General features: G+C 46.5%; 19 protein-coding genes. 14 read left to right on the forward strand and 5 right to left on the reverse strand.

The window, feature by feature from the left end; all coding sequences use genetic code 11:
* Positions 1 to 37 precede the first annotated feature (37 nt).
* On the reverse strand, positions 38 to 952 hold the full coding sequence (locus MHB82_RS10655; RefSeq protein ID WP_341174638.1) for a helix-turn-helix domain-containing protein: 915 nt from the start codon (positions 950 to 952) through the stop codon (positions 38 to 40).
* A 174-nt stretch (positions 953 to 1,126) separates the two neighbouring features.
* Here MHB82_RS10655 and yicI point away from each other — a divergent pair, with 174 nt between their 5' ends.
* The 4 genes from yicI to MHB82_RS10675 all read left to right on the forward strand — a co-directional run bounded on the left by yicI (position 1,127) and on the right by MHB82_RS10675 (position 8,268).
* Positions 1,127 to 3,445, forward strand: coding sequence for an alpha-xylosidase (gene yicI, locus MHB82_RS10660; RefSeq protein WP_341174639.1), 2,319 nt, complete (start codon positions 1,127 to 1,129; stop codon positions 3,443 to 3,445).
* Between the two features lie 100 nt (positions 3,446 to 3,545).
* Positions 3,546 to 3,704: a hypothetical protein gene (locus tag MHB82_RS10665; RefSeq protein WP_341174640.1), complete on the forward strand. Its 159-nt coding sequence runs from the start codon at positions 3,546 to 3,548 to the stop codon at positions 3,702 to 3,704.
* Positions 3,705 to 3,851: 147 nt separating this feature from the next.
* Positions 3,852 to 6,782: a glycoside hydrolase family 3 C-terminal domain-containing protein gene (locus MHB82_RS10670; protein ID WP_341174641.1), complete on the forward strand. Its 2,931-nt coding sequence runs from the start codon at positions 3,852 to 3,854 to the stop codon at positions 6,780 to 6,782.
* A gap of 187 nt (positions 6,783 to 6,969) precedes the next feature.
* Positions 6,970 to 8,268, forward strand: a complete 1,299-nt coding sequence (locus MHB82_RS10675; protein WP_341174642.1) for an MFS transporter — start codon at positions 6,970 to 6,972, stop codon at positions 8,266 to 8,268.
* A 94-nt stretch (positions 8,269 to 8,362) separates the two neighbouring features.
* Here MHB82_RS10675 and MHB82_RS10680 read toward each other — a convergent pair whose 3' ends face one another.
* A complete protein-coding gene (locus MHB82_RS10680; protein WP_095358758.1) occupies positions 8,363 to 9,661 on the reverse strand; it encodes an MFS transporter in 1,299 nt (432 codons plus the stop codon).
* A 33-nt stretch (positions 9,662 to 9,694) separates the two neighbouring features.
* Positions 9,695 to 10,117 (reverse strand): MarR family winged helix-turn-helix transcriptional regulator, encoded by a 423-nt coding sequence (locus tag MHB82_RS10685; protein WP_095358757.1) that lies wholly within the window; start codon positions 10,115 to 10,117, stop codon positions 9,695 to 9,697.
* Positions 10,118 to 10,366: 249 nt separating this feature from the next.
* Here MHB82_RS10685 and fucU point away from each other — a divergent pair, with 249 nt between their 5' ends.
* The 3 genes from fucU (at position 10,367) to MHB82_RS10700 (ending at position 12,223) form a co-directional block, all read left to right on the forward strand.
* Complete coding sequence (gene fucU / locus MHB82_RS10690; protein WP_341174643.1) at positions 10,367 to 10,840, forward strand: L-fucose mutarotase; 474 nt, start codon at positions 10,367 to 10,369, stop codon at positions 10,838 to 10,840.
* A 238-nt stretch (positions 10,841 to 11,078) separates the two neighbouring features.
* On the forward strand, positions 11,079 to 11,549 hold the full coding sequence (locus tag MHB82_RS10695) for a GNAT family N-acetyltransferase (protein ID WP_095358755.1): 471 nt from the start codon (positions 11,079 to 11,081) through the stop codon (positions 11,547 to 11,549).
* Positions 11,550 to 11,602: 53 nt separating this feature from the next.
* Entirely contained in the window at positions 11,603 to 12,223 is a 621-nt protein-coding gene (locus MHB82_RS10700; RefSeq protein WP_255247865.1) for a TraX family protein, read from the forward strand.
* A 72-nt stretch (positions 12,224 to 12,295) separates the two neighbouring features.
* Here the strand turns inward: MHB82_RS10700 and MHB82_RS10705 are convergent, their stop codons facing one another.
* On the reverse strand, positions 12,296 to 16,009 hold the full coding sequence (locus MHB82_RS10705) for a non-ribosomal peptide synthetase family protein (RefSeq protein WP_341174644.1): 3,714 nt from the start codon (positions 16,007 to 16,009) through the stop codon (positions 12,296 to 12,298).
* A gap of 42 nt (positions 16,010 to 16,051) precedes the next feature.
* Complete coding sequence (locus MHB82_RS10710; RefSeq protein ID WP_095358822.1) at positions 16,052 to 17,794, reverse strand: methyl-accepting chemotaxis protein; 1,743 nt, start codon at positions 17,792 to 17,794, stop codon at positions 16,052 to 16,054.
* Between the two features lie 665 nt (positions 17,795 to 18,459).
* On the opposite strand from MHB82_RS10710, the gene rpiA reads away from it, so the two are divergent.
* From rpiA to MHB82_RS10745, 7 genes are all read left to right on the forward strand, one after another.
* Positions 18,460 to 19,131 (forward strand): ribose-5-phosphate isomerase RpiA, encoded by a 672-nt coding sequence (gene rpiA, locus MHB82_RS10715; RefSeq protein ID WP_095358753.1) that lies wholly within the window; start codon positions 18,460 to 18,462, stop codon positions 19,129 to 19,131.
* A 145-nt stretch (positions 19,132 to 19,276) separates the two neighbouring features.
* Positions 19,277 to 19,738 carry a MarR family winged helix-turn-helix transcriptional regulator gene (locus tag MHB82_RS10720; RefSeq protein ID WP_095358752.1) on the forward strand — a complete coding sequence of 154 codons (462 nt, stop codon included), beginning with the start codon at positions 19,277 to 19,279 and terminating at the stop codon, positions 19,736 to 19,738.
* Between the two features lie 241 nt (positions 19,739 to 19,979).
* On the forward strand, positions 19,980 to 21,068 hold the full coding sequence (locus tag MHB82_RS10725) for a cobalamin B12-binding domain-containing protein (RefSeq protein WP_341174645.1): 1,089 nt from the start codon (positions 19,980 to 19,982) through the stop codon (positions 21,066 to 21,068).
* A 14-nt stretch (positions 21,069 to 21,082) separates the two neighbouring features.
* Complete coding sequence (locus MHB82_RS10730; RefSeq protein ID WP_095358750.1) at positions 21,083 to 22,789, forward strand: hybrid sensor histidine kinase/response regulator; 1,707 nt, start codon at positions 21,083 to 21,085, stop codon at positions 22,787 to 22,789.
* 132 nt (positions 22,790 to 22,921) lie between these two features.
* Entirely contained in the window at positions 22,922 to 23,875 is a 954-nt protein-coding gene (locus MHB82_RS10735; RefSeq protein WP_341174646.1) for an alpha/beta hydrolase, read from the forward strand.
* 53 nt (positions 23,876 to 23,928) lie between these two features.
* The gene (locus tag MHB82_RS10740; protein WP_095358748.1) at positions 23,929 to 24,279 is read left to right on the forward strand and encodes a hypothetical protein; all 351 of its coding nucleotides are present in this window, start codon (positions 23,929 to 23,931) and stop codon (positions 24,277 to 24,279) included.
* A gap of 21 nt (positions 24,280 to 24,300) precedes the next feature.
* On the forward strand, positions 24,301 to 25,014 hold the full coding sequence (locus tag MHB82_RS10745) for a class I SAM-dependent methyltransferase (RefSeq protein WP_341174647.1): 714 nt from the start codon (positions 24,301 to 24,303) through the stop codon (positions 25,012 to 25,014).
* The last annotated feature ends 83 nt before the right edge of the window (positions 25,015 to 25,097 follow it).

Genomic DNA, 25,097 nt, shown 5'->3' on the forward strand with positions numbered 1-25,097 from the left:
GCTTGCAGCATAACCGCTGTAGGCACCTTTTATTGCTTCATATTAGAGCAGGCTCCATGGCCACCTTTTCATAAAACATTTTCCGATACTGCGAGGGGGTTGTATTTTTGTGTTTTTTGAATGTGGTGATGAAATAGCTCAAATGTTCAAAGCCAACATCCATGGCAATATCCACGATTTTGTGATCCGTGTTCTCGAGCTGGTAACAGGCTTGCTGCACACGGTAGTAGTTAATATAGTCGACAGGACTTTTCTGTACCATCTGCTTGAAGAAACGACAAAAGTGTCCTTCACTCATATTGGCCTCGTCGGCCAGCTCTTTAAGCTTCAGCGGCTCAGGGTAGCGTTTGTGAATGTAGCCAAGGACGGATTTGAGCCGCTCCACTTTGTCATGGCTGCCTGTCGGGACGGTACCTTTTACAGGGGCAGGGCGCATGTGTTCGAACATACGAGCGAAAATGAGATACAGGTAGGCTTTGGTTGTCATCTCACAGGTTTCAGAACCGTTAGCATGATCCGCAAAAATATGCTGGAGATACAGCAGGATCTCACGGCCCCAGTCATCCTCCGACTTCATGTGAAATGGAGGGATAAGTGTCTTATGAACGAGCGGTCTGATGAACTTCTCCTGCACGGCATCGAAGGTGCGGCTGCCCAGCAGCTCCGGACTGAACACGATGGAGGAAAAAACGCAGGGAAGGTCGCTTTTCAAATAGCCTGCATGAATTTCGCCCCGGTTCACAAAAATCGCCTCGCCCGCTTTCACCTCTACGGTATTCATGTCAATCTGGAACACGGCACTGCCTTGAGTAACCATCGTAAATTCCATCTCATCATGCCAGTGGCAATCCAGAATGCTGTCTCCATTAAGCTGTTCAATATCCGGATAAACACTGACGGGATACATAGCATTACCGTGTATTCGGTCCTCCCGTAATCGTTCGCGTTCCATAGAAGGTCCTCCTTTATGGTATCATTATTAATGTAATCGTTTCCATAGATTGGTGATCTTGCTTGAGAATCGGATATAAAATATCAAAATCGTGATATATTTGGTCAAAATATCGGAAGAAAACCATGTTTAATATCAATATTATTATAGTATAACCGAAGGGGGAAAGAAAACATGAAATTTACTGATGGATTCTGGATGACTCGTGAAGGATACCACATTCAAAACCCGACTGACATTCGTGATATTGTGCAAAAAGGGGATTCGTTGACCGTATATGCGGCAACTAAATATATTCGTACCAAAGGTGATACGCTGAACGGTACCTTGCTGAAAGCAACGTACAGCTCACCTATGCCTAACGTTATTCGTGTAACCTTGAATCACCATAAAGGAAGAGTGAAAAAGAGTCCTGAATTTGAACTCAACTATCAAGATGTGAATGTTGACATCACGCAAGATGAACAAGGAGCTGTTTTGAAAAGCGGCAATCTCGAAGTTCAAATCGACAAAACCAAAGGTTGGGACGTCAGCTTCCTGTATGAAGGAAAACGGATTACAGGCAGCGGTCAGAGAGCGGCTGGTTATATTACAGGTCCGAGTAAAGAAGCATACTTCCGCGAGCAGCTTGATCTTGGCGTTGGTGAATACGTTTACGGTCTGGGCGAGCGCTTCACACCATTTGTTAAGAATGGTCAAGTCGTTGACACATGGAATGAGGACGGCGGTACAAGCAGCGAGCAGTCCTACAAGAACATTCCTTTCTATTTGTCCAGCAAAGGTTATGGTGTATTCGTAAACCATCCTGAACGCGTATCATATGAAATTGCATCTGAAAATGTATCTAAAGTGCAGTTCAGCGTAGAAGGCGAGACTTTGGAATACTTCATTATCGGCGGTGACAATCCGAAGGATGTACTTGATAACTATACGAAATTAACAGGTAAACCAGCGCTTCCACCGGCATGGACGTTTGGTCTGTGGCTGACAACATCATTTACAACCGATTATGATGAAGCAACCGTTAACCATTTCGTGGACGGCATGGCTGAACGTGATCTTCCACTTTCCGTATTCCACTTTGACTGCTTCTGGATGAAGGAATATCAATGGTCTGATTTCGTATGGGATGAAGCGATGTTCCCGGATCCGGAAGGCATGATTCGCCGTTTGAAAGACAAAGGTCTTAAAATTTGTGCTTGGATTAATCCATATATTGCAGAAAAATCCTACTTGTTTGATGAAGGTATGGAGAACGGTTATCTGGTAAAAACAGCTGATGGCAGCGTGTGGCAGTGGGATATGTGGCAAGCAGGTATGGCTCTGGTTGATTTCACGAATCCGGATGCTGTTAAATGGTATAAGAGTAAGCTGGAAGTACTGCTTGATCAAGGTGTAGATTCATTCAAGACGGACTTCGGCGAAAGAATTCCGACGGATGTTGTATACTTTGACGGCTCTGATCCGGTTAAAATGCATAACTACTATACGCATCTCTATAACAAAGCTGTATTTGAATTGCTTGAAGAGAAAATTGGCAAGAACGAAGCTGCCCTGTTTGCCCGTTCGGCAACAGCAGGTGGTCAACAGTTCCCGGTTCACTGGGGCGGAGACTGCTCTTCTACTTATGAATCGATGGCTGAATCACTTCGCGGCGGCCTGTCACTCGGACTTTCCGGTTTCGGCTTCTGGAGTCATGATATCAGTGGATTTGAAAATACAGCGACACCTGACGTATACAAACGCTGGGTACAATTCGGTCTGTTGTCTTCCCACAGCCGTCTTCACGGAAGTACCTCGTATCGTGTGCCTTGGCTGTTTGACGAAGAATCCGTGGACGTTGTTCGTGACTTCACCAAACTTAAAAACAGCCTGATGCCTTACCTCTATAATTCTGCTCAGGAATCGACTGTGAAAGGTATCCCGATGATGCGCGCCATGGTGCTGGACTTCCCAGAGGATCCTGCAACATACAGCCTGGATACGCAGTACATGTTCGGGGATTCGATTCTTGTAGCGCCGATCTTTAATAAGGAAGGCGATGTAACTTACTACTTGCCAGAAGGAACATGGACAAACTTCCTGACAGGCAATAAAGTACAAGGCGGCCGTTTCGTACGTGAGAATCACAACTTCCGCACATTGCCAATGATGATCAAACCAAACAGTTTGATTGCAGTGGGTGCAACCAATAGCAAACCGGATTATGATTTTGTAAATGAAGTTTCCCTGCACTTGTTCGAGCTCGCTGATGGCAACACGGCGCAAGCGGTTGTTGTGAACCAACAGGCTGAACAGGAACTGGTTGTAAACGTAACCCGTAATGGATCTGTTCTGGAGGTACGTGCTGAAGGTGCAGGCAAGCCATGGAATGTGGTGCTTCGCGGCATCGAAAGTGTATCCAGTGTCGAGGGTGGATCCCAGGCAGCTGGTGAACAAGGCATCGTAGTAACTGCAGCAGCAGGCGTAAGCTCGCTCACAATTCAATTGTAATTAGCAAGCATGACTTAGAGGACGGTACCGCAAGGTGCCGTTCTGTTTGTCTAGGGCGGAGACAGACAGAAGTAGCTGCAGCCAGCAAGTCATCGTATGATTGAGCTTACACCGGGCTATTCCAACCGAGATATTATACCAATTGGTGGAGAAGAATTTTGGAACCGCTACCAAAGTGGAAGAGTACTCCCTCTTGCAGGGCGGACTTTTCAATACAACTTACCGGGTAATGCTGGAGCATGCGCCGGCTGGCCTATAGCATATTGTCCTCTTATTTTAATGCTTACGTCCATGAGTATCAGATTGATCAACCGCATGACCGACAGAAGTTTCGTCAATGTACGTTGGACCTTATGGAACAATGGAAGATGATGATTGAACCATACCAATACTAGGAGGAGTAAATATGAAGGAATATGAACAATACCCCATGTGGGATGCAGCTTTGCCACTCGAACAGAGACTCGATGATCTGATTAAACGTTTGACGATAGAAGAGAAGATTAGCCTGATTCCTACACGCGAAGCAGCAGTCCCGCGGCTGGGGATTCCTGCATACAACGTTGGAGGAGAAGCGGCCCATGGGGTGGCTTGGAAAGGGGAAGCAACCGTTTTTCCGCAGCCTCTCGGACTCTCAAGCACATGGAATACGGCACTCATGCGTGAAATTGGTTCAGTCATTGGGGATGAGGCGAGAGCCTACCACCATCGCGAACCTGAACGCCACGGCTTGACCCTGTGGGCACCAACCGTTGATCTGGAACGTGACCCGCGTTGGGGAAGAACCGAAGAAGGCTACGGTGAAGACCCTGTGCTCACAGGGGAGATGTCAGCAGCTCTCGTGCAAGGCATGCAGGGGAATCATTCATTTTATTTGAAAATGGTAGCTACGTTGAAACACTTTTTCGCCAACAATAACGAGAAGGACCGGCTGAATTGTTCATCCAGCATTGATCCGCGAAATTTGCGCGAGTACTATCTTAAGGCATTCGAGACACCGTTTGTTGAAGGTGGTGCCTTGTCCATGATGACAGCCTATAATTCCATCAACGGCACGCCTGCAATAGAAAGTCCTTATGTGAACGACGTGGTTAAGGGCGAGTGGGCTATGCCTGGTTTTATCGTCTGTGACGGGGGAGACCTCTCGCAAACCGTAAACTATCATGGATACCATGCGACGCATGCCGAATCTGCGGCAGGTGCCTTGAAGGCAGGCGTAGATTGTCTGACCGATGAAGTGGATCTGGTGGTAGCTGCATTGCAAGAGGCCCTTGATCGAGATTTGCTGAAGGAAGAGGATCTGGACCGGGCTATTCGCAATATTTTTGGTGTTCGCATGCGTCTTGGACAACTGGACCGCTCGGGTCTTAATCCATACGCGTCTATACCGGAGTCTGTCCTGTGTGCGCCGGAGCATGCCAAATTAAGTTATCGAGCTGCGGTAGAATCTATTGTATTGCTAAAAAATGACGGGTTGCTCCCATTAAAGTCGGATGCACTTCGCAAGGTAAGCGTCATTGGACCTCTCGCGGATGCAGTGTTCACCGATTGGTATAGCGGTACGCTACCATATCGAATTACCGTATTAGATGGTTTACGGAACAGATTGACTGATGCAGAGATTCTCTATGAAGACGGGAATGATCGTATTAGCCTCCAGACACAGGAAGGGCAGGTATTATCGCTCGGAGATGAAGGCACCGTTGTAGCCGTTCCGGAAGGCAGTGCGGAGAAGGCTATGTTCGTTCATCAGGATTGGGGATGGGGAAGTCACACGCTGAGAAGCGTGAACAATAATCGCTATATTACGTTAACCGAACAAGGAAAATATCAGGCGATTGCACCAGAGATCGGGGGATGGTTTGTTAAGGAAGTTGTGCAATTTGATCCCGAGATCGATAACAGCCACTTATTGCGGACGTGGAATGGTCTTCCTTTAGGACTTGCTGAACATCAGGGCAAACATGTTTTGGCACCCGTTGCTGCAGATTCATTAGAAGATGGAGCGACAGCGTCGAAAGCAAATGACCTGGTGATTGGAGCGAAGGAGCCAGTACGACTGGTGAAGCATGTCGAGATGGATGGTATCAAGCGAGCAGCAGCTTCTGCAAAAGCCAGTGATCTAACTGTAGTCGTTGTTGGCAACAGTCCCTATATTAACGGCAAGGAAGAAATTGATCGGCCTGGTCTTACGCTCCCGTCTGAGCAGGTCCGTCTGGTCAAGGAGGTTTGCAAGGCAAATCCGAATACCGTAGTCGTCATTGTGGGGAGTTATCCATTTGCACTTCAGGAATTGAAGGACATAGCTCCAGCCATTGTATATTTGACCCATGCAGGACAAGAACTTGGTCATGCGGTTGCGGATGTGCTGCTTGGCACATATGCTCCGGCAGGCAGACTGAATATGACTTGGTATGAGGATGAGTCACAGCTTCCCGATATCATGGACTACGATATTATTAATAACGGTACGACATATATGTACCATGAAGGTCCCGTCCTATATCCATTTGGACATGGTTTGACTTATTCTCCATTCGAATACAATGCAATGGATGCTCAGCGGATTAAGGGAGTATCCGGAGCTGATGTATTGAAAGTTGAAGTGCAGGTTCGAAATGCGGGAGACGTTGCAAGTGATGAAGTAGTGCAGATCTATGGGCGCCCGCAGACATCCCGAGTGAAGCGGCCTTTGAAGCAATTAATTGGCTTTAAGCGTATCCATCTTACACCTGGCGAAGTGCAGACCATATCTTTTGAAATTCCTGTTCAAAAGCTTGCCTTCTGGGATGTCACACGTGACCGATATTGCCTAGAGACAGCGACCTGGTCCATCATGGCTGGACGCTCCTCGGAAGATATTCGCCAGACAGTCGATATGGAGATTGAAGGGGAGGTTATACCTGCCCGTCAATTGGACCTGCCAACATTTGCAGAGAATTTTGATGAGTATGCAGGTGTGCTCCTGGACGAGTGCTTGGAAGGACGATCAGCAGTTCGGGCGGTTGTTCCTGGAGAACCACTGTATAAGGTCGATCGGCTGTCCTGGATTGCTTTCCTGAATAGCGGAACACAAGGAGCACATACATTTGAAGCACGGGTAGCTGCTCTTGGAAAAGGTGGCGAGCTGCAGATACGTTCTGGAGGGCCAGATGGGGCGCTTCTTGGAACATGTCCCGTGCCCATGAATGGTTCTGAATCCACACTGGTCCAAGATCGCTCTGACATCCAGTGGACAACAGTCCAATGTCCACTTCAACCAAAGCAGGAACTTGAGCGTTTATATATTGTGTTCCAAGGTGGCGCTGCCATTCAGCAGTTCAGATTAAAATGTTAATCATTGCTGCGGAGTGAAAAAGATCTGTTCAACACAATGAATGATACACATGACCGTTCCGATCGCACAAACCGGAACGGTTTTTTATCATGCTGTAACTGAACTTTTTTACATATCCCGTATAATCAATTGGCGAACGAACCACACTAACATTGTTGTTTTCCGATCTTGTAAAGGTGGTTAAGGCATGAAAGATAAAAAGTGGGACCTCGTCGCACTTGCTTCCATCCCGGTGATTATGACGTTGGGTAACTCCATGCTGATTCCGATCCTTCCGCAAATTGAGCGTGAGCTGAAAGTTTCGTCCTTCAAGGTCAGCATGCTTATTACGGTATACGCAGTGGTTGCCATACTGCTTATCCCGATTGCAGGGTATCTGTCTGATCGGTTTGGACGTAAAGCGGTCATCATCCCCAGCCTTATCATTGCAGCAGCAGGGGGTGCGGTAGCAGGCGGAGCTGCGTTAATGCTAAACGGAAGCATAGCGTATTGGACCATCCTTGGCGGAAGGCTTCTGCAAGGAATAGGCGCTGCTGGAGCTTTTCCCATCGTCATACCCCTTGTTGGTGACATGTTTGACGACGAAAAGCAGGTCAGCAAAAGTTTGGGTATTATCGAAACATCCAATACGTTCGGTAAAGTCATAAGTCCCATCTTGGGTGCTGCGCTGGCCGTTTGGCTGTGGTACCTCCCGTTTATGGCCATACCGGTGCTATGTTTGCTGTCCCTGGTACTCGTTATTTTTCTGGTGAAAACGCCGAAGAAAAAAGAGAAGCCACCGACCTTCTCCGAGTTTGTCTCATCCGTTCGCACAGTGCTAAAAGAAAAAGGCCGCTGGTTATATTCACTTTTTGCCATCGGTGGAATTTGCATGTTTGTTATTTTTGGCGTGCTGTTTTATTTGTCGGAGACGCTGGAGTCTGAGTATCAGCTTAAAGGTGTTCTTAAAGGTCTGGTGCTTGCGATTCCGCTGGCGGCTCTATGCTTGTCATCTTTCCTCGCAGGTAAATGGATTGGAAAGAGCAAGGTTCGCATGAAGTGGGTGGGTTTTACGGGACTTGTGATTCTGACCGGATCTTTGATCATTATGGGGCTCTGGGATAACATCTATCTGGTGGTGGGATTGTTCACTCTGGGTAGTGTAGGGATTGGTGCCACGCTTCCCTGTCTTGATGCACTCATTACTGAAGGCGTTGACAAAGCGCAGCGCGGTACGATTACAGCCTTGTTCAGCAGTATGCGTTTTATTGGCGTTTCTTTGGGGCCACCGGTAGTATCCCTTCTCATTGGTACATCGCATTTTATTCTTTTTATTGTAATCGCAGCTACCGGAGCGGTAGGTGGCCTGCTCACATTATTTGCGGTTAAGCCTGAAAAAGGAAAACAGCCCAGCTCGGGGGAAGCCCCTGACAAGTTGGAGCAGAATGCGGAGACGAATCATGTACCTAGAAGGGTACCCGTTAGGCGAAAGAAAAGTCCATTTTAAATGAACTGCGTTAATGCGTAGACACAAAAACGCGCTTGCTGGCGAGAACATCATTCTCAACCGGCAAACGCGTTTTTTATTTGACGAGAGTTTTTTATTTTTCAGCGGTTGTGGTTGAACTTGACTCTTTGGAGTCAGAATTCGTGCCGGATATATGTGTATGGGCAAGTAACGGATGGACGGTGACTGCGAAAGTTCCACTTCGTTTACCTTGGATAAGATAGATTAGCAAGAACACAATCATGAAGATGACAGAATACCGGTACATGTCCGTGTAGCTTGTCATGGAGGCGATCGCACCAAGCAGCAGAGCACCCGTAGCAATCCCCAAATCAAGTGTATTCAAGAACATGCCATTCGCCATCCCGCGCTGGGTTGGAGCTACAATCTGAATCATCCAGGTCTGCAGTGACGATTGCATGGAACCATACCCAATGCCGTATATAAATGCTGCGACAAATAAAATCGGCATGGACGTTGCAAAAGAAAGGATAGTCAGTCCGATCGCCACAAAAATCGCTCCAGGAATAAGCAGCGCTTTGGGTCCCTTGCTGTCATACAATCTGCCTGCAAATGGTCTGACTAACAGTACAGCTAACGCGTTAAACAAGAAAAATAAAGCAGGGTTGGCCAGATTGGCCTCTTTGCCATATAACACAATGAATCCGACAAGTCCACCATAGGTGATGGATAACAAGCAATTCAGCACACTGGGCAAGATCAATTTGCGATTAAAAGGAATTTTCTCTTTCGTTCCGGAAACGTTCGCTACCGGCCCAGCTGAAGTTTGAGGTGAACCAGCATGTGAACGTGATGCTTTCTTACGTGTTAACGAATAACTGAGTGGATAGATGACCACGATCACGGCCGCTGTACACAGCATAAGTGTTACAAATCCCGAACCCTGCAGCAGCGTAACCCCGATGATGGGACCCATGGACATGGCAAGACTGGTAGATAACCCGAAGTAGCCCATACCTTCTCCCATACGTTTAACCGGAATGATGTCAGAGGCCATGGTTGGGAAGGCGGTACTGCTCATTCCGAAACCAACACCAAAAATCATTCGCAGCAGCAGCAGAACAGCTATGCCGGCAGCAAAATAATACCCGAGTGTAGCAAGAAGGGCTACAGACAGGCCGATGTAGATCATGGCATTGCGGAGGCCTTTTTCGAGTGCTTTGGCTGAGTATAGGCGTGCTGCAATTGCACTAAGCGCAAACAGACAGGTGAATAAGCTGACTTCAAATGCATTCGCGTGGAATCGTTCCTGTACGTAGGAAGGAAGAGGAGAAACAATCATATGCAGCTGTAGGAAAAGCAGGAAGTTACAGAGCATGAGCAAAATAAAGTCGGTGGTCCAAAGTTTAACCTGTGTAGAACGGTCTTTCATATGAATTCATTCCCCCTTGAGATGTTCAGTTCTTTACAAGTTGCGATTGATGAGGGAAAGAGTATGTTTAAATGCTTCCATCTGGTCTTCGGGTATACCTTCAGCAAGTTCTTTATTCATTTCTCTTTCAATGGGAACCAGAATATCGATCAACGCTTTTCCTTCCGCAGTCAGATAGAGGAGATAAGCTCTGCGATCCTGTTCACTGGTCCGACGTTCAACCCATCCCTTTTTCTCGAGTAGATCAATAATGCGTGCAGTGGTGGGTTGATCCTTCAGAACGCGACTCGCAACTTCCTTTTGGTTCACGCCTTCTCCCTTATCGATATTGAATAGAACAGAGAATTGCTCTGTTGTAATATCGTAAGGTTTAAAACGGGTCGCAAGTAAAGCAGCGGCTTTGCGATATGTGAAGCCCAGCATAAATCCGACAGATTGCTCTAGCGAATAGTCCATACGAACGTCGTTCCTCACTTTCCTATAAATCATCTTCAAACGAATTACTTGTTATAACAACTATATGTGATGCAACTAATTTTGTCAAAGTAAATTAGATATAAACTACGTTCAAAATGGATTATGCGAAGTTAGAAAATCCTGATAGAATGGAAGTGAACTGCATAGGTGGAAAGTTAAGGATGTCATCTTGGAATACCGAAGGTTATTCTGCTCCATTCGATGTGGAGCTAACAAGGAGAGCTGAGTATGCTGAAAAACATTCCTGCAATAATTTCTCCAGAACTGCTTAAGATTATGTCCGAGATGGGGCACGGGGACGAATTGGTGCTCGCTGATGGCAATTTCCCTGCAGCCAGCCATGCCAGGCATCTCATCCGTTGTGATGCGCTGGGAACCGTAGAGTTACTGAAGGCCATTTTGAGTTTGTATCCACTTGATACGTATGCAGAACGGCCTGCAGCCGTCATGCAGGTTGTAGAGGGAGATCAGGTTGTTCCGATCATATGGGAGGATTACCGCAGGCTGATCTTGGAGCATGAAGGCATCACAGACGCCTTCGATCAAGAAGAACGATTTTCTTTCTATGAGAGGGCTTCTCGTGCCTATGCCATCGTTGCTACCGGTGAACGTGCCCAGTATGCCAATCTCATCTTAAAAAAAGGGGTCATTTTCCCTGATGTAAGTCCTGATCCACAAAGTCAACGTATGGAATTAAAGTGATTTCCAATAAAGTATTTAGTCCATGGCGACGGAGGCACTTACGCTCCTGTTCGCCTTTTTGTGTTATATCGGATTGTTCTCAGACAAGGGAAATCTGTACGTGTGAACTTATTTTGTTCCAAGGAACGAAATATATTGCAAACTTTGATGCAGATGATGAATGGTAGATGGTTGTAATTGCCTTAAAATAAATAGAGTATATGAAAAAAACATTCGGGGTTAAGGGGGGAAGGAATAAATGGTGTACCGGGTTAGACGGGCAGGGCTTGTTGATGCGCAGCAGATAGGTGAATTATTCAACCAGTACAGAATGTTTTACAACCAGGTTTCTGATACGGAGAGGGCCGTAAAGTACATTCAGGAGCGTTTGAGCAAGGATGAATCTGTGATATGGATGGCAGAATCGGATTCCAAAACGGAGCCTGGACTTGGGAATATAGCCGGGTTTGTTCAGTTATATCCAAGCTTCAGTTCAGTGTCCATGGGGTCCATATGGGTCCTAAACGATTTATATGTACATAAGGATCACCGCAAGAAAGGTATAGCACGCAAGTTGATGCATGCTGCACAAACCTTCGCCAGCGAGACAGGGGCAATTCGAATAACCTTATCCACAGCGATTAACAATACAAAGGCACAGGCATTATATGAATCAGAGGGGTATGCGAAAGATGACCACTTCCTGTATTATGAACGTAATGTTGATTAACCTGGAATAGGTATATTGGAAGTAGAGATAGATAGGGGAGGGATTAACGCAAAATGATGCAGTGGATCGCCATGATCACGATGTTGATTGATCACATAGGGGCTGTCTTTTATCCGCAGGTTGAGGAACTGAGGATCATTGGGCGGATTGCTTTTCCCATATATGCATTTGCTGTCTATATCGGGTATAAGCATACACGTAATGTACAAAAATACATCTGGCGTCTTTTTTGGATCGCTGTGCTCTCCCAAGTCCCTTTCATGGCGGCATTTAATCACTTGTCATTAAACGTCGTATGGACCCTATGGTCGTCCCTGCTGGTTTTGCTGGTACTGGACAAACAGCCGAACCGATTACTGGGTATCCCGATTGTTATCGGGGCAGGTATAATTATGGAAGTAACGGCCATGGATTATGGCATGTATGGACTGCTGCTGGTACTGTTATTCCGGTACTTCCAGGGCCCCATACTTGTGCTGGGGCATGTTTTGTTAACGGCTCTTTATATCCAGCTGCACAGCAGTTCGGTGCAAATGTACAGCGTAGTGGCTACGTTAGGCATTGCGATTGCGCAGTATTACGGGGCAGGTTTTCGTCTGAAAGGGCCAAGGTGGATCTGGCGTTATTTTTACCCGGCTCATCTTGCGATTATTGCTATTATTCGCTGGACATAAAAACAAACAAGCCACCTTGCTGTCAGAAGTGACGGCCAGGTGGCTTGTTTGTTTTAAGATAAATGAATGGTCCTACTCCACAATATGAGGCGTGGAAGAGTCAAGCTGCGGCTGATTAGCAGCAGGGAAGTACCCAATGTTAACTGCATATTGCAGCATGCTGGAGATGAATGAGTCATCTGCTTTTGCACAGTGAATTCCGGCTGGCTCAACATACGCTGTTGTTACCGGGCAGGCATATACGTAAGCTGAATCCTTTGCACCGTCACCTTCCAATTGGGCAATGGCGAGCTGCAGGGCCTCTGGGTCCTTGCTGATGGATGAATCGAATAACCAACTGGTATATTCATCAAAAGGCAGCGTTTCGACTTCATATCCCGCACGATTAATGGAGGCAATCAAACTATCGTAACGGATCGACTCGGGATTACAAATGTGGAATACCCGTCCAGCCGTGTCATCACGTAGAGCCAGATGCACGATAGCCTGGCTTGCATAATCGATCGGTGTGAAATCAACCAACCATTCGGCAGCTGGAGCTTTGCCGAGAAGGAGCATCGCTTTGATCATCCGGTAGAAGGCATTGCTGTCGATGTTGGACTGGAAGCGTCCTGTTTCCGAATGACATGTCAGGTTACCCGCACGGTAGATGCTAACTGGTACACCTTCCTCTGCTGCAAGCATCAATACTTTCTCCGCTTCAAGTTTGCTGTCAGAGTAGAGGTTCTCTACATGCAGATCTGCCGGGAAACGGTCATACTGAAGGGATGATTCCCATTGTCCGCTGAGTGCCAAATCTTCCGGTATGCCCATGGTCGAGACATGATGGAAGGAAGCACCGGGTTTGCTGCGAACCAGATTCAGCAGGGCTACCGTACCCTCAACATTGGTTTTGGCAAACTGTTCTGCATCTCCAAAGTGTCTTACGTCTGCCGCACAGTGAATTACACGATCAATCCGGGCTTGTACCTTACTGGTTTGTTCAGCGGTTAAACCGAGGTTAGGCTTCTCCAGATCTCCCTCGATAATCTCCACACGTGAAGCGAGAAGTCCACTGATCTCAGGGCCGAAATATCCCTCCATAACCTTGCTTAAACGCTGCATGGCTGTATTACCGTCAGACGGACGACGAACAAGCGTATGGATTGTCACATCCGAATGAAGAAGGAGCTGCTGCAGCACATGTGAACCAAGGTAACCTGTAGCGCCTGTTAGCAGAACATGCTCCGGATTAAGAATCTCGGGGTAGCCTAGTTGGGAAGCCAATTCGACCGGATGCTCTGCCAGTAGAGTCATTACGCCAGTTTGCTCACCGGATGGGGCAGTTTGCTCGGTAATCTCCGCAAGTGACTGTACCCGAAGTGCCAGGGAACGAATGGTTTTTTCTGCAAAGAAGTCAGCAATCTTCAGCTGCGGATAGTGCGGCTTCAGAATAACCAGGACATGGATTACTCGCAAGGAGTCGCCACCAATCGTAAAGAAGCTGTCTTCAATTCCAAAGTCGCTGTGTCCGAGAATTTCTTTCCATGCATTGAATATGATCGCCTCGGTCTCTGTCTCAGGCATGACCCGATCCGGCCGATTTTCATGTCTTTCCTCGTTTGGAAAGGATACCATCGCTTTGCGGTGAATTTTGCCGGTAGGTGCGATAGGCATTTCATCAAGCTGACAGATCCATTTCGGTACAAAATAGGATGGAAGCTTGTCTGCCAATTCAGCTTTAATCTGATCTACGGATAGAGTGGTGCCATCCTTGGAAGTGAAATATCCCACAAGCATGTTCTGACCGTCCGATTCCTTCTTGGGAATGACCACAACATCCTGAATCCCTTCAAGGCGAGCAAAATGATCCTCAATCTCACCAATTTCAATCCGATGACCACGGATCTTCAGCTGTGAATCACTACGTCCGACATATTCCAGCAAACCGGTATCAAGCAGCTTGGCAATATCACCGGATTTATAGATTTTCTCATCGATTGCAAAAGGGTTATCAATAAAGGCTTGCTCTGTACGTTCTGGTTGATTCAAGTACCCTTTCGCCAGTGCTGGGGTAGCAATATATACTTCACCAGGCACACCTACAGGGCAGAGCTGCTGCTCTTCATTGACGATATACACTTTGTAGTTATGAATCGGTTTACCAATTGGAATGTTAGCCACATGATCCGGGACCTGTTCACTGATCCGGTGTGTCGTTGTCGCCACAGTACATTCGGTAGGCCCGTACACATTGACGATATCGATCTGGTTACCAAATTTGCGCTGGAAGGCGCGAACCTGTTCTCCGTAGAGGGCTTCGCCCGCAACGGTAATAATTTTAACCTTGGCCAGCTTGTGGAACCCTTCGTCTGACAGATAGGATGCAAGCTGGTTAAAGAAGATCGTAGGCAGGATCGTAATAATCGTTGTGCCTGTGCGCTCAATTGCCGTGGCGAACTCCTCTACAGATACACGTTCCTCGGCAGATAACAGATACAATTCTGCACCATAGAACAGTGCACCGATCGTATCCCAGACGGAAGCATCGAAGCTGTATGTAGCAAACTGAGTCAAAACGTCCCCGGCTTGAATGTCACAATCGCGCTGCACGACACTTCCAAGGTTGACAACCCCGCGATGGGCAACGAGTGCGCCTTTGGGTTTGCCTGTGGATCCGGAGGTGTAGATGATGTATGCGAGATCGTCTGCCTGAATATCCAGATTAGGATTACTTGCTGCAAACCCGGCCAGGCGTCCATCCACAGCCAGAATTTGACGAACGGTAGGAATACCCGAGAATAACCGTGAAGCTTCTGCTAGAGAGGACTCCTTGGTTAAAACAAAAGAAGAAGCCGTATCTTCCACGATATAACTATTGCGTTCCTGCGGATGTTCAGGATCAATCGGAACGTATACACCGCCTGCCTTCAAAATGCCGAGCAGGGAAATGATCGTTTCCAGACTGCGTTCCATGAAGATGCTGACGAACTCACCCTTTTGCAGTCCGTTAGATAACAGTACGCGTGCGACTTGATTGGCACGTTCGTTCAATTCTCTGTAGCTATACCGGCCAAATGGGGACGTGATAGCGGGCGAATCGGGATACTCGGCTGCCGTAGCTTCGAACCAGCCATGGATGGTCTGATGCTCAGGCTCAGACACACAGGTATCATTCATCTCGCGGTACAGCGTCCGGTCAGAGGCGGACAAAATATCCACGGAGCCAATGGTCACGTCTTCATCCCGAATCATCGAGAGAAGCAGAGTTTGATAGTACTCAGCATATCTCATCACGGTTGCTTCTTTCAGAAGGGATGCATCAAAGAACAAATCGAGTGTATATACATTCTGCTCCTCACGGATACTCCAATTGAGCACCTGCGGAGCCTGAGGAAGCTGAACACTATTAAACATAAACAAGGTTTCCGGGTAAGCACCCGGCTGCATCGAATCTTCTTTTTCTTGCAAAAGGGTAACTTGACGAATTAGCTCACGGAAGCTCATCTTGCCATGTACCTGCAGCAGCAGAACTGATGCAGAACGATCCGGATCAAGCGTGCCAATGCCTAATTCCTGTTCTCCAGATAACCGGAATAACAAGGCAGCATATGCCGACAGGAGCGCGTTATAAATCGACGTTGAGCCATACTTCTGAGTGAGTTCACGGCTCTGTGTTGGCTGCAGCTGTATATGAGCTGATTCATACGAAAATGATTGTTGACGGCGCCCAAAATCCAGTGGAATCTGGAGAACTGGCAACTCAGATTCCACTGTCTGGGAAGATGAAGAGTGATGATCGATCACGTCTATTTTCCTCCTTAATTATAACGTTCGTTTTATTGTTTTTTAGGACTTGCTTACATTAAAGTGAGAGATCAATTCCTGTAATTCCTCGGACATGCTGGTCAAACGGGTGGAAGAATCAACAAGGGTCGACAGAGAAGCCTTCTGGTCATCGACGGAAGCGGCAATACGCTCACTGCTTTCTGCTGTTTTGCTAACGCTGGCAGACAAATCATCTGCGGTAGCAGTCATTTCCTCGGTACTTGCAGAGATCTCTTCTGTAGCACTGGAAACTTCCTGAATCTGATTCGATACTTTCTTCGCAGCTTCCAGAATATCTTCAAACAACTTTCCTGTCTGATCTGCAACGTCAAGTCCGGTATCGACTTCTGCCGTACCTTTTTCCATTGCGCGGACAGCTTGTTTGATCTCGGTTTGAATCTCGTCAATCAATACGGCGATCTGGCTTGTGGATTGTTCGGATTGTTCGGCGAGCTTACGAACTTCACCAGCAACAACTGCAAATCCTCGGCCCTCTTCACCAACACGAGCTGCCTCAATGGATGCGTTCAATGCAAGCAGGTTGGTTTGGCTGGAAATGCCGGTGATGATGTTCAGGATATCTCCGATTTCCTGTGAACGGCTCTCCAGAACCTGAATTGCTGAAGCTGTATTTTTCACGGATTCCGTAATCAGTGTCATTTGCTGAGACACTTGGCGTACAACCGTATTACCTTGCTGGGAACGGCGCTCCATTTCGTAAGCTTCATCAGCTACATTAGCGGAACTGCTGGCAATCGTTTGAATCACAGTCGCCATTTCGGCCATGGCACGGGCACTATCAATACTTGCCTGTTCCTGTCCACGGATGTTGGAGGTAATTTGCGTTACATTGCTGTTGATGGAATCTGCGTTCTCGCTGTTTTTCTCAGATACCTCATACAGCTCTTTGGCTGATTGGTTAACCTCTTGAGAAGTGACTTGCACTTTAACGATTGTGTCATTGATTTTGCGAACCATCGTGTTGAACTTCTCGTTTACAAGTCCGAGGTCGTCTTTTCCTGTCGGAATGTTGACATTCAAATTACCCCGGCTAACGTCATCGATCCCTTTGATCAGGTGACGAATTGGGGATAGCGTATTTTTAACTACCAGGTATTGGATAATCAGGAACAACAGAAGGAAAGCAACCAGAATGATGATACCGTTTTTAAGCAGTGATTTCAGTCCGGCAGGTACTGCTGTTGCATCTGCATCGACTGCAAAATAAGAGAAGATTTTGCCGTTGCTGTCCTTGATCGGATAAGCGATGGTTGTCCATGTGCCAAAATCATCTGAATAGAAAGTCGTGAAGGTTGGACGGTCCGTATTCAGCATTTCTTTGAGGGCATTCGCCACAACAACAGGTTGTTCATACATGTCGCCAATATTAACATTATCGCTCTGGAATGCTTCTCTCAGATTGGTCGGCATAGCAACGAGAGAAGTTTCTCTTTTCGTATCTCCGCCTAGCTCTACACCGAAGATATAAGCTTGGGCGATATTCGGATAATATTCTTGCATTTCATCGAAATAAGCACGCAGCTGGGTTTGTACTTTTCCATCATAACTGCCTTCTGCAATAGCTGCCTCTACGTCGGCAGGTTTGATTCCCTCTGCCCACTTTTTAGTGATTTGTTCTACTTGTCCATGCAGCTGGTCTACGAGAACCGTCTTTTGGAAGTAATAGCTGCTCGCAATAAGTGCAACCCCGATAATAATGATGTTGGTGAATGAAAGTAATAAGTTTTTTGAGAAAAAGGACATGCTTTTCCAACTAAATGATTTCACTAAATTCCACTCCTGATCTTCTTGTAATTAACAAACCTTTATTTGCTTGCATGAATGCAGCCAATCAAGTCATTTGTTGATCCCCCTCCAGAGCTTATGTATGCGACCATGGTCTTGGGTTCGCAGTCTTAATGCAGAGACTTTTGTACCTCATAATCCATAGGTGTCTAATTATTAAAACACATCTATACTTAATATGTCGTATGAAATGTTGTTAAATTGAATAGTTTCGTTAAAACTTTTTTAATAATTTACATATTTGCGGACATAACACTTATTACATAGGTATTTAGAACTGTTTATTTGGAGAAATTTCCATTTTCTAGTCTCCATCTTTATTTTATAACAGGATGATACAAAAAACATCCTTAAACCTTAGAAATAAACCCAGGCTTGAAAGTTAATGTAATGAGGAGGAACGGCCTATTGTCTGAAAAGGAGAAGGTAGTATGCCAGATTTCTTATACCAATTTAACTAACGATAAACTTACATAGCAGGAAATGGCGAAAACCGGGATTTGTCGTTAGATCAAATTTCCTGCTGCATGGCATTCGGCATGGATATACATCGGAAGCGGTTTTATCTATAATAAAGACAGTGTGCATTTTTCAAATCATAAGCAGGCGGGGGTTTATTTTAGATGAATCTGAAAAAAATTGCAGCAGAGCGGGCGGCAGAATACATTCAGGATGGCATGAAGGTTGGACTCGGAACAGGCTCGACGGCATATTTTGCGATATGCAGACTGGGGGAGCGTGTGCGCGAGGGGCTGCAAATCCAGGCTGTGGCGACTTCGGAAGCTTCGGACAAGCTGGCTCGCGAGTGGGGAATTCCGATCATCCCGTTTGACCAGATTGGAAGGCTGGATATTACGATCGATGGTGCAGATGAGGTCGATCCTGATTTCAATCTGATCAAGGGCGGCGGCGGAGCTCTTTTGCGTGAAAAAATCGTGGCGGCTAACAGTGATAAACTCATCATAGTTGCTGATGGCAGCAAGGCGGTTCAACAATTGGGTCAGTTTCCACTGCCAGTAGAAGTGGTTCCTTTTGCATCGGAATGGACCTTCCAGGCGCTGGAGAAGCTGGGCTGTCGACCAGAATGGCGTATGAATGAAGATGAGCGCTACCTTACGGATAACGGAAACTTGATTGCCGATTGCCGGATGGAATCCATCGTCAACGTGGCTGAGCTCAATGTACAACTCAACATGCTGCCAGGCGTAGTTGATAACGGTTTGTTCGTTGACATGGCCGATACGGTGATTCTGGCTAAAGATGACGGTAGTATTGATGAGCGCCATCGTTCCTAAAATCGATCAGATAATCGAAGGATACATGTGCTTGGTTTATTGATTGTAATAACTTGTTTTGAGAAGTGCTGTGTGAGGGATGAAAACGCTGCTTGGCGTCGAAACGCAGCCTGAATTTGCAAACAATTGACGGAGGATTATGGAAATGCCGAATACGGAGGACAATCGGGAACTATCGTTGCAATTATTCGTGGTTCTCGCCAGAGCTTACAATTCCGTTACATCAAGGTCCAATCGTGACATCCAGAGTCATGGACTGAATACGACAGAATTCGGGGTACTGGATTTGTTATATCATAAGGGCCCACAAGCCTTGCAAAAAATCGGAGAGAAAGTGCTAATGTCCAGCGGGAACATAACCTATGTAGTGGATAAGCTGCAAAACAAGGATTTGCTGTTTAGACGTGCATCCAAGGAAGACCGCCGTGTTATTTATGCGGAATTGACGGAAAAGGGAAGAAATCTATTCGCCCAAATATTCCCTGGACATCATCAGGTTATCATTGATGCAATGGAAGGTTTAGAGCCTTCGGAAAAAGCGGATGCCATTCGCCTACTGAAGAAACTAGGACTTGCTGCTGAAGGGAAAACCGACTTGCGTCCATAACGCAGGCCGGTTTTTTTGTGTGGAAAAAAGGGGCATGTACTAGCTATATGACTTGCAGGAATGCTCATAATATAGGAAAATCGTTCTAATATGCAGCTCCATATGAAACGTTTCACCTTGGGGTTCATGTATAATAATAAAAGCATTTCCCGATCAATAGCTGATTGAAATCGAATCGACTCTTATCGTGGATATTCCATCATGGTTGATACGATTGCACGGCAAGAGGAGGGATAACATAATGACCCATCAGGAAGCTGGGGAACGCTTGCTGAAAGCAGCAGGTGGGCTGGCTGATAAAATAACGGAGAAGCAGTATACGCTGCAACCTGATTTACTTGAACGTTTTGGTGAAAATGGCAGAATGCGCACTCAACAGGATTCGCAATATAGTTTGAATTATCTGGCAGAGAGCGTTCTAGTTAAGAGTCCTAACCTGTTTACTCATTATATATCTTGGCTCAAAACACTATTGGCAGGTTATCACGTTTCGGCGGATGATCTCGCCATTAATTTAAATCTAATCAAAGAGACGTTAGAAGAAGAGTTTGATGATGCATCCAAGTCACTTGTTCTAGATTATCTGGAAATGGGAATCTATCAAATTCAGCATCATGACGTAGCACAAGGATTTATCAACGAATCTTTGCCATACGGACATGCTGCCAAATCTTATTTGCAGGCGCTTCTGGATAGCAGACGCCAAGAAGCGTTTGGCATTATTGAAGCCGAGCTGGAAAGCGGAGCAAGCATTCGTGATATTTATCGTTATATTTTTCAACCCACTCAATATGAAATAGGCCGCTTGTGGCAGCTTAGCCAGATTAGTGTCGCTCAGGAGCACTTTTGTACGGCAGCCACACAGGCTATTATCTCGCGGCTGTATCCCCGCTGGTTGATCCATGAGCCACAGCAGAAAAAGCTGGTTGCAGCCTGTGTAGGCAGTGAGCAGCATGAGATCGGTTTACGTATGCTTGCTGACGTGTTTGAGATGGAAGGTTGGGATACGTATTATTTGGGGGCAAATGTTCCGAATGGCAGCCTGCTTGAGGCGATCGAACGCCATCAGGGAGATGTGGTGGCTATTTCAGTAACGATGACATTTCATCTTCATCTTGCCAAAGAACTTATCCAAATGATTCGTAATCACCCGGCTACCTCGCATGTAAAAATCATGGTAGGAGGTTATCCATTCAACATTGATCCGGATTTATGGAGGACCGTTGGGGCAGATGGTTATGCTCCCGGAGCTGATGAGGCTGTTGCCGTTGCAGAAAGCCTGCTGGCTCAGCAATCTGCCAACTGCAACGTTGGTACGATTCGCGAATAGAGAGGAATGACGCAATGTCTAATGAAGCTGGCGAGATCGAAAAGCTGCGTAAAACGATTGAACATTTATCTGATCAAATTATTCGCAGTAAGGAACAGGAAGAGCGAATTCTTAGTGAATTCTCCGAAATGAACAATGAACTGGTGACGCTTCAGCGTCTGCTTGCTAAAAATAACGCAAGTCTGGATGCCGCTCGAAAAGAAGCAGTATCGGCAGGAGAATCCAAGAGTTCATTTATAGCTGTAATCAGCCATGATTTCCGTACACCCTTAAATGGAATATTAGGCATGGCTGAACTTTTGCAGCATTCTTCCTTGTCCGAAGAACAGCAGCATTCGGTTCAAGTGATTCAAGAAGCAGCGAGACTTCTGCTGAAGCTGATTCAGGACCTGCTGGACTTTTCCAAACTGGAAGCAGGTCAGATGCGTCTTGAAATGGGAGATGTCGAACTGAAGCCTACGTTTAACTACATCATTCGTTTGCTGGAGCCCAAAGTGATCCAAAATGGGAACAAACTGGACGTGGAATGTGATCCCCGAATCTCGGGGGTTCTTGAGGGAGACTCCACACGAATTACACAGGTTTTGATGAACCTGATTCAAAATGCCAACAAATTTACAAAAGAAGGGTCAATACGTATTCAAGTTGTCCTGGTTCGGGAAGATGAGAACTCACAATGGATCCGGTTTGAGGTAAAGGATACGGGAATTGGAATCGCCGAAGAAGATCAGGAAATCTTGTTCCAACCCTACGTTCAAACGGAAAAAGGCCGTTCCAAGGAATATGAAGGAACAGGCCTGGGGTTATCCATATGCCAGTCTCTTGTGAAGTTAATGGGCGGTCAGATTGGAGTCATTAGTCAAGAGGGCCAGGGCTCGACATTCTGGTTTGAAATTCCAATGGGACGCAAGACAGAACCGGTGAAGGCCATAGCCCCAACGGGACAAGATACATTGCATGACTCTGGCGCCTTACTACAGCAACCCTATTTTCGACCAATCCTGCTGGCAGATGATAATCTGATTAACCGTCAGGTTGTTTTGATGCAGCTTAAGAAACTTGGGATCACCGAGGTCGATTCGGTTTCCAACGGAGAAGAGGCTGTTGCGGCCTTTCTTAGCAAGAGGTATGGAATCATTCTAATGGATAACATGATGCCGGTTATGGATGGACTCGAGGCAACACGCAAAATAAGAGCCATGGAGCAGGATGAAATGCGTCATGCCATTCCGATTATTGCGATGACAGGCAACGTCATGGATGGAGAGAAAGAAAAATGTCTTGAAGCTGGAATGAATGATTTCATTGGCAAGCCGTTCACACTGGAATCCTTAAAAAACATGATTCAAAAATGGCAGCATCCCTCTGAACCTCGGGAAGTGCTGAATATGAGCATAGTCAAAGAGATTGGCGAATTGAACAGCGACGGTGAACAATCGATACTTGAAATGCTGCTAGATATGTATCGTAACGAAACACCTGGCAAAATTGAAGTGCTTCGGAGATACGTTGTTTCCGGAGACCATATTGCAGCTGCGGAATGTGCCCATGATCTGAAATCCGGCAGCTTGAGTCTCGGAATAGAATATTGTTCGACGCTTTTTGCGAGGATTGAACAGCTTGCTAAAACAGGTCAGGTGAGGAAGGCTGAGCCATTGCTGGGTGAATTGATACCTGCATACCAGGAAGCCTGTGAAGCTTTGGAAAAGGTAATCATTTAAAGGGTTTGCTGTCTTAACGAAATAGGTTAGGGCAGCAAGCCTGTTTTTTCGCCTGAAAACGAGTGTACATAAGAACATGTATCCTTAAATGTGTTAGGGGTAGAAGATCTTGAGAGGGAGAGAGAAGCATACATGTTAATATACGGGATTACCGCACTTATTCTGGTCATTCTTATTTTGACTTGGTTCGGAGGACTATACTTTTTCAAAACAGCTATTCGCCGAGCGCCAAAACCATTTCTAATCGACAATCCGAATTTAATGCCTGAACCGGATAATGAATTGATCAGCAGTGCTTCAGACCTGGAGTGGTTGGACATGCAGGATGGAGAAAAGGTAAGCATCACGTCTCACGATGGGTTGAAATTGCAGGGAATATGGTTGGCTTCAACTGGGAAGTCGAGTCAGACGGTAATTCTGGCGCACGGGTATTCCGGGAGAGGCAGAGAAATGGCTGGTTTTGCAAGGTACTATGTAGAGAAAAGAGGCTGTAACGTACTCATGCCTGATGATCGCGCTCATGGTCACAGTGAAGGAAACATCATCGGATTCGGCTGGCTGGATCGGAAGGATTATGTCGATTGGGTCCACTGGGTGATCAACAAGGTGGGAAACCAGACAGACATTGTGCTGCATGGCATCTCCATGGGCGGTGCAACGGTTCTTATGACAGGAGGGGAGTCTCTGCCGGAGCAGGTAAAAGCCATCGTGTCAGACTGCTCCTATACATCGGTGAAGGATGAGCTTACGTTTCAGCTTAAACAATTGTACAAATTACCGCCCTTTCCATTTATCCCTGTGACAAGTCTGATCTCCAGATGGAAAGCAGGGTATTCCTTCGGGGAGGCATCGGCTCTCAAACAGCTCGCCAAGGTGCAGGTTCCCGTTCTGTTTATTCATGGAGAGGCGGATACCTTTGTCCCTACAGAGATGGTGTATCGGCTTTATGAAGCTTGTCCTACGGAAAAAGAGCTGCTGACCATTCCCCGTGCAGGTCACGGTACAGCTTTTCAGGTGGATCGATTGCGTTATGTGGAAGTCCTTGATGCCTTCCTTAACAAGGTAATGATGCAGCGCGCGAAATAGATTTTAATATCGTGGATAGTTAAAAGTAGGTGCTTATAACAGGGAGGTGCAGCATGCCGCGTTCACGAAGAGTTTGTTCTTACTGTCAACAGGAAATGGGTGTAGACGAGTTCAAATGCAAAGCATGTGGCAATCTGGTTGAAATGAAGACCGTTCCTGCGGAGACAACACAAATGGGAGAATACGAGGAGGATGTATTGGATCGTTACTCCATAGGTCTGCTAATTCTAATTGCGATTTTTCTTCCACCGATAGCGATTGTTATTGGCGGGGTAATGTTATTTAATGACGATCCTTACAAAAGGGACACCGGGAAAATGCTTGTCACAGGTGCCCTGCTAGCGTTAGTTATTTGGGCCATCATTCTAATTTCGATCTCAGGAACGCTGACAATTCAATTCTAGATTATTACGGGGGTGCCATTCATGGGAAATGAACAATTCGAAGCAGCACGCAAAGCGGAGGCAGGTTACCATTCGAACTTTTATCAGAATAATGAGCTATTTGAAGCCGGAACGTGGATGGCGAGACCGATGCCAATGGTGATGGAGATGCTGGAACGTTTGCTTGCACACCAATCGGAACTGCGAGTGCTTGATCTGGGATGCGGAGTAGGGCGACACACCATTCCAATTGCACAGCGTCTGCAGCAAACGAACAGTGAGGTTATCGGTGTGGATCTGCTGGACGAAGCAGTAGAAGGACTTCGGAAATATGCGAAGAAGTATCGGGTTGATCATATGGTAAAAGCCGTGAAAGCAGACGTGGAGCATTATGATATCAGGCCGAATAGTTTTGATTTTATTGCAGCTTGCTCCTGCTTGGAGCACGTATCGGGTGAAAATGCTTTTCTGGAAGCGCTAAGTCGTCTCCAGGCAGGGACACGCACAGGTGGAATTCATTGCATCACAATGAGTACAAGTGTAGAGGAGCAGGAGATTAGCACTGGACGGCGAATTGAGCCTTTGATCGAACTAAATCTGTCAACAGCCAAGGCCACCGAATTGCTTGAAGAGGCATATGCAGGATGGAATATCCTGCTTCAGGAACACGTAACTCAGACCATTGAAGAAGAAAAGTACGATGAACCAACACAGTTCCGCTGCGAATTGCTTCGTTTTGCCGTACAGAAGCAATAGCAGAACCTGCCGGGAAGTATGAAGTTATGCAGCCTGGCAGTTCTGTTTTCTATGACATAAGGAAACGTCGTTAATACAGTCTA

The organism is Paenibacillus sp. FSL K6-2862, assembly GCF_038005125.1.
In the GTDB taxonomy this organism is placed as follows: Bacteria; Bacillota; Bacilli; order Paenibacillales; family Paenibacillaceae; genus Paenibacillus; species Paenibacillus illinoisensis_A.